The sequence below is a fragment of the Paraburkholderia sp. RL18-085-BIA-A genome, from assembly GCF_046027075.1.
Lineage (GTDB): Bacteria > Pseudomonadota > Gammaproteobacteria > Burkholderiales > Burkholderiaceae > Paraburkholderia.
In genome coordinates, this window is record NZ_JARESU010000239.1 from 1 (window position 1) to 8,011 (window position 8,011).

Here is an 8,011-nt window from a genome sequence, read left to right on the forward strand (position 1 = left end):
TCTGTCACGATGCCATGCCTTTTCTTTAGAACTGGTCTTCACTCAGCGCCAACATGCCTTCGTTGTTCTTCGCGCTGACGATGGATGCCTCAAGCGCAACGGCGTTGGGCAGAACATGATCGGCAAAGAACTGAGCCGTTGCGATCTTCGAGTCGTAGAACGATTTATCCTCAGCATGTTTCTCAGCCGCCACCAGCAGGGCGCGGGCAAATTGCCAGCCCACCAGTACGATGCCGGCCAGCTTCAGGTACGGGACCCCGCCAGCAAACACTGCATTCGGATCGCGCTTGGCGTTTTCGAGCATGAATTCCACCGCGCTTGCCAGGGCCTGGCGGCCTGTCGTAAGCCGCTTGTGCAACGACCGGAACGCCGGGTTGGAGGCGAACGACCCACAGTCTTCCAGTTCTCCGAGGGTTCGATCAATCTGGCCGAGGATCGCCTTCGCCACCGCTCCGCCGTCACGCAACGTTTTGCGCCCGATCAAATCGTTCGCCTGAATTGCCGTGGTGCCTTCATAGATCGTCAGGATACGCGCGTCGCGATAGTACTGTGCAGCGCCCGTCTCTTCGATGAAGCCCATACCGCCGTGGACCTGCACGCCCAGGCTCGCCACTTCGATCGAGATTTCCGTGCTCCAGCCCTTCACGATCGGCACGAGATATTCGTAGATGGCCTGGTGTTCAGCCCGGACGGCTTCGTCCGCGTGGCGATGTGCGATGTCGCTATGTGAGGCTGCGACGTAGGCGAGCGCACGGGCGCCCTCGGTTAGTGCCCGCATCGTCGCCAGCATGCGCCGAACGTCCGGGTGCTCGATGATCTTCACCGAGTGCTTTGCCGAACCATCAACCGGCCGGCTTTGCACGCGATCCTTCGCGTAGGCTACTGCCTTCTGATACGCGCGTTCAGCAACGGCGATACCCTGAACACCCACGCCAAAGCGAGCCGCGTTCATCATGATGAACATGTATTCAAGGCCGCGATTTTCTTCACCGATCAGATGTCCGATTGCGCCGCCGTGATCGCCGAACTGCAACACCGCGGTCGGGCTCGCCTTGATGCCGAGCTTGTGTTCGATCGACACGCATTGCACGTCATTGCGCTCGCCCAACGAGCCGTCTTCGTTGACAAGAAACTTCGGCACGGCAAAGAGCGAGATGCCCTTGACGCCCTCGGGCGCATCGGGTGTACGGGCCAGCACGAGATGGACGATGTTTTTCGCCATGTCGTGCTCGCCCCACGTGATAAAGATCTTTGTGCCGGACACACGATACGTTCCGTCGCCCTGGGGTTCGGCGCGCGTGCGTACCAATGCCAGATCCGAGCCGGCTTGGGGTTCGGTCAGATTCATCGTGCCGGTCCACTCGCCGGAGATCAGCTTCGGCACGTAAGCCTGCTTCTGCTCTTCGGTGCCGGCGGTCAGGAGCGCCTCAATCGCGCCGTCCGTCAACAGCGGGCACAGGGCGAGCGACAGGTTGGCGGCATTCAGCATCTCGATGCATGGTGTCGCCAGCAGTTTAGGCAAGCCCTGGCCACCGTATTCGACCGGATGCATCACACCTTGCCAGCCCCCTTCGCCAAACTGGCGGAAGGCTTCTTTGAATCCCGGCGTGGCGTAAACTTCGCCGTCGCGCCAGATACTCGGATTTTTGTCGCCTTCGAAATTCAACGGGGCAATCACGTCGGCGTTAAACTTCGCCGCTTCGTCGAGTACCGCTTGTGCCGTGTCGGCAGTAGCGTCCTCGAAGCCTGCGAGTGCCGACACGCGATCGAGATCGGCAAGTTCATTGATGACAAACAGCATGTCCTTGACGGGCGCCATGTAGCTCATAGTGTATTTCCAGAAATGCAATCAAAGGGGGGGCCGCGGGCTGGAGAGACTCTATGGGCCGGCGCGGTAACAGTGGAACCAATAGTAGTCCCGCTTGGACGCGAATCGACTACCTGAATCGGCCCATCTATTGACAAAGTCGGCCATGACTCGCGAATGGGACGAGTCGCCATGCGTGTTTACCCTTTGCGTGGCTCAGCGGACACGTTTGTCGTTCAACGCTTTACCCGCCAGGCGGGGACGCGCTCAGGGCTGCCGGCGGTATTCACCAGGCGTGCTGCCGGTCCAGTGCCGGAAGGCCCGATGAAACGCAGTGGGGTCGTCGAAGCCGACATCGCCCGCGATCGCGGCGATCGCATCCCGTGTACCGGTGAGTCGTTGAATCGCGATATCACGCCGCAGCTCGTCCTTCAGCGTCTGAAATGCGGTCTCCTCGGCGGCGAGGCGCCGGCACAACGTGCGGACCGAGCAGTGAAGGCTCCGCGCGGCGTCTTCAATGGTCGGCACGTCCGGTAGACAGGATGCGAGATACTGCCTGATGCGATGGCTCGTGAGCTGTTCGCTGAAGGAAACAAAAATCCAGTCCTCAGGCGCCCGGGCGAGAAATTTACGCAAATTTGTCTTGCGCTGGCGGATGGGCATGTCGAAATACGCCGCACTGAAGCGCATCAACGTCTTCTCGCAGTCGAAACGGACAGGTCCGGGGAACAGGTACAGATGATCCACCGTGTGCGGCGGACAGGAGAACGCGAACTCGACTTGCAGTAGCGGAATCTTTTGACCGATCAGCCACGAAGCCACGCCGTGTGCGAGCTTCAACATGAGCTGCTGCCCAAGCATGCTGACGGCCGACGATGGATCAGGGTGCAGGGAAATGCACGCGATCAAGCCGTCCCTGCGCGATTCGAACCTGAAGTCGTCGAGGACGATGTGAAAGAACTGCCCAAACCGATGCATGGCAATTTCCAGGTTGGGCGCATCGAGCAGGCTCAGACAAAGAAACTTCAGTGTGCCGCTGCGCATCGGACGGGCGAAGATGCCAGGCATTTCATCGTCGAATTCAATGGCGAGGGCACGGTATAAGGTCGAAAACTGTTCTTCCGTGACTCGCGCGCCCGGTTCGGTCAGCAGTGCAGGTGAGATGCTCGCCTCGTCCAGATATTTGCCGATTAGACCCGGCCGCGCACCGGCGGCGGCCAGGAAACCGTTCAGGAGTGAGATCGGGACGGTGGCGCTGGGCGAATGCATGAGCGTTGACGAGGTTTGTTGACGTCAGTTCACCATGGAAGGCTGCTCGGGCGATAGGCTGCGGGAATCCGCGCGACGGGGGGCGCCCGCTGTGCCCGCCAGCGATCGCCGCGCGCCTCTTTGGTATTTGGTCCCGTCGTGGCCACTTCAGCCCGCGAAAAGCAATAAAAGTAACCAACGGCGGGGCATCGCTATCGGTCACGTCCGTCATTGTACGGCACAGTTCAGACTCGGTAACAGACTATATGTATCTACAGGTCAAAGTCGGTGGGGATCGGAAGAGCCGCGTGGGTATGCCAGTCCATCCAGTCGAAATGTCGCGAACCTTCGGCCCAGGCCCAATTTACTTTTGGCGAGCGTTTGTGCGTCGATGCAGCGTGCCGTGCGTTTCTTTCGTGCTCTTCTTTTGTAGCGGGGCGGACGCCGTTCGCAGTTGAGCCTGCCTTCATGTCGTCCGGCTCCAGACTAGTCGGAATTGATTTGGAGTTCATAGTAATAAGTAAGATGGATGAGTATTGATCGCGCGTTGGCGCCAGTGTCACGCTGCAAGGCGTGACACTGGCGTCGCCCGTGTGTGGGCAGTTTGATTCAAGTCCTGAGCGGGAACTATGCCGCGCGCACTTTCACGTAGCGCCCGGGCGCCGGTTCGATCGGCTTATGAATGGCGCTTCCCGGCTTCTTGCGTGCGTTGACCGATTCTCCAGCGTACGGCTTCAGCCACTCGATCCAGTGGTTCCACCAACTGCCCGGCCGTGTTTCGGCTGACGCCAGCCACGCGTCCGGATCGCCGGTCGAATCACCACTGGCCTTGAAGCTTCTCTTGTTCTTCGACGCGGGATTGACGACCCCCGCTATGTGGCCGCTTGCGCCGAGAACGAACTGAGTCGGACCGCCAACCAGGTGTGTGGACCGATAAGCCGATCGCCATGGCACGATGTGGTCCTCCTCGGTCGCCAGCACATAAGCAGGGGTGTCGATGCGTCCCAGGTCGACCGGCGTGCCGCACACCTTCAATCGCCCCGGTTTGCACAGGTTGTTCTCCAGGTACATGTTGCGCAAATACCAGGTGTACATGGGCCCCGGCAGATTCGTGCTATCGGCGTTCCAGTACAGCAGGTCGAATGCCGGCGGCGACTTGCCCTTCAGATAGTTGTCGATGACATAAGGCCAGATCAGATCGTTTGCTCGCAATGTCTGGAACGTGAACCCAAGTTCCTTGCCGGAGTAGATGCCACCTCCACCGATTGCACTCTCACGCTGAGCGACGCCCGCTTCGTCGATGAAGACGCCCAGCTCGCCAGGTTCTTCGAAATCCAGCATCGTGGTGAGCAACGTGATGCTAGCCAGCTTGTCGTCGCCGCGAGCTCGGGAGATCGCGGTGGCCGACGACAAAATGGTGCCCCCCACACACCAGCCGACAGCATTGACCTGGTCGGCGCGCGTGATCGCCAGCGCGACGTCTATGGCCGTCAGCGCGCCTTGTTCGACGTAGTCGTCCCAGGTCGTATGCGCGATCGCGGCATCCGGGTTGCGCCACGACACCATGAATACCGTCATCCCCTGTTCGCAGGCAAAGCGCACAAAGGAATTCTCGGGCTGCAGATCGAGAATGTAGTACTTGTTGATACACGGCGGCACGATCACCAATGGGCGCTTGGCTACCTTGTCGGTGAGCGGCGCATACTGGATCAACTGGAATAGATCGTTCTCGAACACGACCGCGCCCTGAGACGCCGCCACATTGCGCCCGACCTCGTAGGCGGTCTCGTCTGTGATCGAGATGTTGCCGCGCTGCAGATCGCTAAGCAGGTTGGTGAAACCGTCACGCAAGCTGTCGCCGCTCGATTCGAACACAAGCCTGAGCGCCTCGGGATTGGTCGCGACGAAATTGGCCGGGCTTAGCGAGTCGATCAACTGCCTGGCGAAGAATTCGAGCTTCCGCTTGTCCTTTTCGCTGAGGCTAACTGCGTCAATGACGTCTTCAAAGAAGCGCGCGTTGAGCAGGTAGTTCTGCTTGAGCAGGCAGTACCAGGCATTCTTGCGCCAGTCTTCCGCAAGAAAGCGACGGTCACCGCGCTTCGGGGCAATCACGAGCTCGGTTTCCGCGCCCATTGTGCTGGCGAGCGTGCGGGTCCAGACCGACGCCAACTGCGGCCAGTACGCCGAGTACGCATCGAGCAGTGCCACAGGGTTGACTAGTGCTTCCGGCGGCTGCGCTGCGGTGTGCACGCGGTCCAGAGGATCACCATTCGTATCCTGGCATACCATGGCGCGCCAGAACGGCTGCCCGGACTTGAGGAAGCCCTGTATATATTCTGTAGGTACGTTTAATGGCATGGTCACAGCGCCTCACCTGATTCGCTCACGCTTGCCAACTGCTGGGCGCTGGCCGCTCGTTCAGCCAGACGACGCGCACTGGACGTGACCATGACGACTGCTTCGCCGTCGATTACTACTTTTCCTCCAACCGTACAGACCGTAGACATCACGACGCGGCTCTTTTCCAGCTGCAGCTCTTTCACAGCGACCGTTGCATGCACGGTATCGCCAGGCCGCACCGGTGCCTTGAAACGCAGGTTCTGTCCGAGGTACACGGTACCAGGGCCCGGGAGACGCCCGGCGAGAGCCGCGGAAATCACACTTGCGGACAGCATCCCATGGGCGATGCGCCCTTTGAACGGAGTGGTCCGCGCGAACTCCTCATTGATGTGAACTGCGTTGTTATCGCCGGATGCGGCTGCGAAGAACAGGATGTCCGCCTCCGTAATGGTTTTCGCAAAGGTGGCGCTTACGCCCGCTTCGAGGTCTTCAATATCGTAACCGCCGATTTCGTTCATCTGTCGCTCAACTAGTTATTACCGAATGAATGGACTGTCTGTTTCCGAAGCGCTACCGCCCCGCAGGATCAATTTCACGGCGAGACTCCAAAATGCCGCAAAGTGAATTTCTGCCGTCGCGCCACGCTACTGGGATTTGTATGTCTTGATAGGCACCGTATGGCTCGTGGTGGAATTCCTGACATGCAATCGAAGAGGGGCGCGGGTAGGACAGACTTGATGGTTCGGCGCGCTAACAGTTGAGCCGATCTTAGTCCCGCTTGGACGCGAATCGACTACCTGAATCGGCCCATCTATTGACAAAGTCGGCCACGACTGCGATGAGACGAGTCGCGGATACGTGTTTACCCGTTGTACGAGGCAGCGGTCCAGGTGGTCGTTCAACGCTTCACCCGGTAGGTAGAGACGCGCTCAGGGTTGCCCACGGTACTTGTCATGCGGCTCTGTTCAGAAGGGAAGGAATCCGATTCATGCGCTGCAGCTGACGGCGAAAAGTAGTCTTCTCTATCCCATTGCACCGAAAGGCGTAGGTACGCGTTACTGCGAATCCATCCTGAGTTACACGGCAAGATTGGCAGACGCGCCGCGCCGCATGAATGTTCGCGGCCCTACCATTCGACTGTTTATCGTATCGACGTTGGTCGACCAGCTGTATGACGAGGGGTAGAAGTTCATCAAGCGCGAGCTTGTTCGCAGCCTCACGAAAATGCGGAAAGCCGTCTTGTCGTCATCATCAGGCACCCTGCGAATTCGTTCGCAGCTTGAGTTGATTTTTGAGGCGTTCGACGCGTAGATCTACGGTGCCGATTGCCACCGAAGGTTCGGATGCGTTCCGCCCGCCGGGATGACCCACGTTCCGTTCGGACTGAAGTCCCATGATGCGTCGAAGCTGGCAGGGGTGCTCATCTGCGCGGTCGTGAGGCCGTTCGCCGCAGGCAGTTGCGTGCCGGTCCCGGCGCTCACCGTTCGTGTCGTTGTCTCCTTGTCCCAGTACACGTTCGTTGCGATCGTCGCTCCTGGGGCTGGTATGAAGTTACCGTTGTTATCGAAACTGCCGTTGTTATTGGCCGCGATGCCGCCGAAAACGCCTGAATTGGGCGGCCCGCAACAGTAGCCTTGAACTTCGCCTGACGCGAACGACTGTTCAACCACGCCGGCATTGGCATAGATCAACCCGCCAGCGCTAGTGAATCCGAAGGTGACGCCCGTCGCGTAGGCTTGGGATACGGTGCCGTAGTTGTTGCCAACCAGGCCACCTCCGACACCATGGATATTCGGAGAGACGGCTCCGGTTGCGAAGGATTGGTTAATGGTGCCGTAGTTGACGCCGACGAGCCCGCCAAGCACACCACCAGAACTGATCGACGCGCTACTCGACGACCGTTCGATCAGACCATCATTACGCCCCACCAGACCGCCGAGCGTGGCGCCCTCGAACGAGCCGCCTTCCCGGATGCCGCTTGTATAAGCGTGGGTAATCAGACCCTGGTTCTGCCCGGCCAGAATCCCGTACAGAAGATTCGTATTTCCGGTGACATTGGCGTTCGTAACGCCGACGTTGCGAACGACGCCAGTCGGACCGATTACGCCGAACAGTCCAACTGCCGGCGAAAACGGATTTTGCTCACGCTGAGCGAACTGGTCGATTACATGGTTCATGCCATCGAATTGACCTGCGAAAGGCCTGGTCGCATCGCCAATTGAGGTGAACGCGACGGAGGTCCGCGTCGCAGTTGCGTCGATATCTTTGCCGAGCGCATAGATGCCTGCCAGATCGAGCGATACGTTCTGCAAATCGGTCAACGAATTGACCAGCTTGTAGCCGGTCACTTGCGTCACGAGACCGCTATAGGGCACGGCTGTCCACGCGGGATTCGCCAGGATCGTCCCGGGGCTGTAGCTGCCGTTCATGTCATAGAACGACCTCACGAAACCCGTACTGCCCGACCAGTCGATCATGCCCTGGTTTGCCACGCTGCCAGTGTTGTTGATGCTCGCCGCGTCTGCCCGCAAACTCAGGTTGCCGCCGCCGGTGTTCCTGAGTATTGTCGCCGGGGATATCGTCACATTGCGAAAAGCCACGAGCGATAACGACGCG

4 protein-coding genes and 1 pseudogene are annotated in these 8,011 nt (G+C 59.3%); all 5 read right to left on the reverse strand.

The window, feature by feature from the left end; genetic code table 11:
* Positions 1-25: 25 nt before the first annotated feature.
* A complete protein-coding gene (locus tag P0D89_RS49570) occupies positions 26-1,828 on the reverse strand; it encodes an acyl-CoA dehydrogenase (protein ID WP_408370054.1) in 1,803 nt (600 codons plus the stop codon).
* Positions 1,829-2,074: 246 nt separating this feature from the next.
* Positions 2,075-3,076, reverse strand: a complete 1,002-nt coding sequence (locus P0D89_RS49575) for an AraC family transcriptional regulator (RefSeq protein WP_408370057.1) — start codon at positions 3,074-3,076, stop codon at positions 2,075-2,077.
* A gap of 606 nt (positions 3,077-3,682) precedes the next feature.
* A complete protein-coding gene (locus tag P0D89_RS49580) occupies positions 3,683-5,413 on the reverse strand; it encodes a PHA/PHB synthase family protein (RefSeq protein ID WP_408370060.1) in 1,731 nt (576 codons plus the stop codon).
* A 2-nt stretch (positions 5,414-5,415) separates the two neighbouring features.
* Positions 5,416-5,913: a MaoC family dehydratase gene (locus P0D89_RS49585; RefSeq protein WP_408370063.1), complete on the reverse strand. Its 498-nt coding sequence runs from the start codon at positions 5,911-5,913 to the stop codon at positions 5,416-5,418.
* Between the two features lie 795 nt (positions 5,914-6,708).
* Positions 6,709-8,011 (reverse strand): annotated as a pseudogene (locus tag P0D89_RS49590) (filamentous hemagglutinin); the annotation flags it as partial.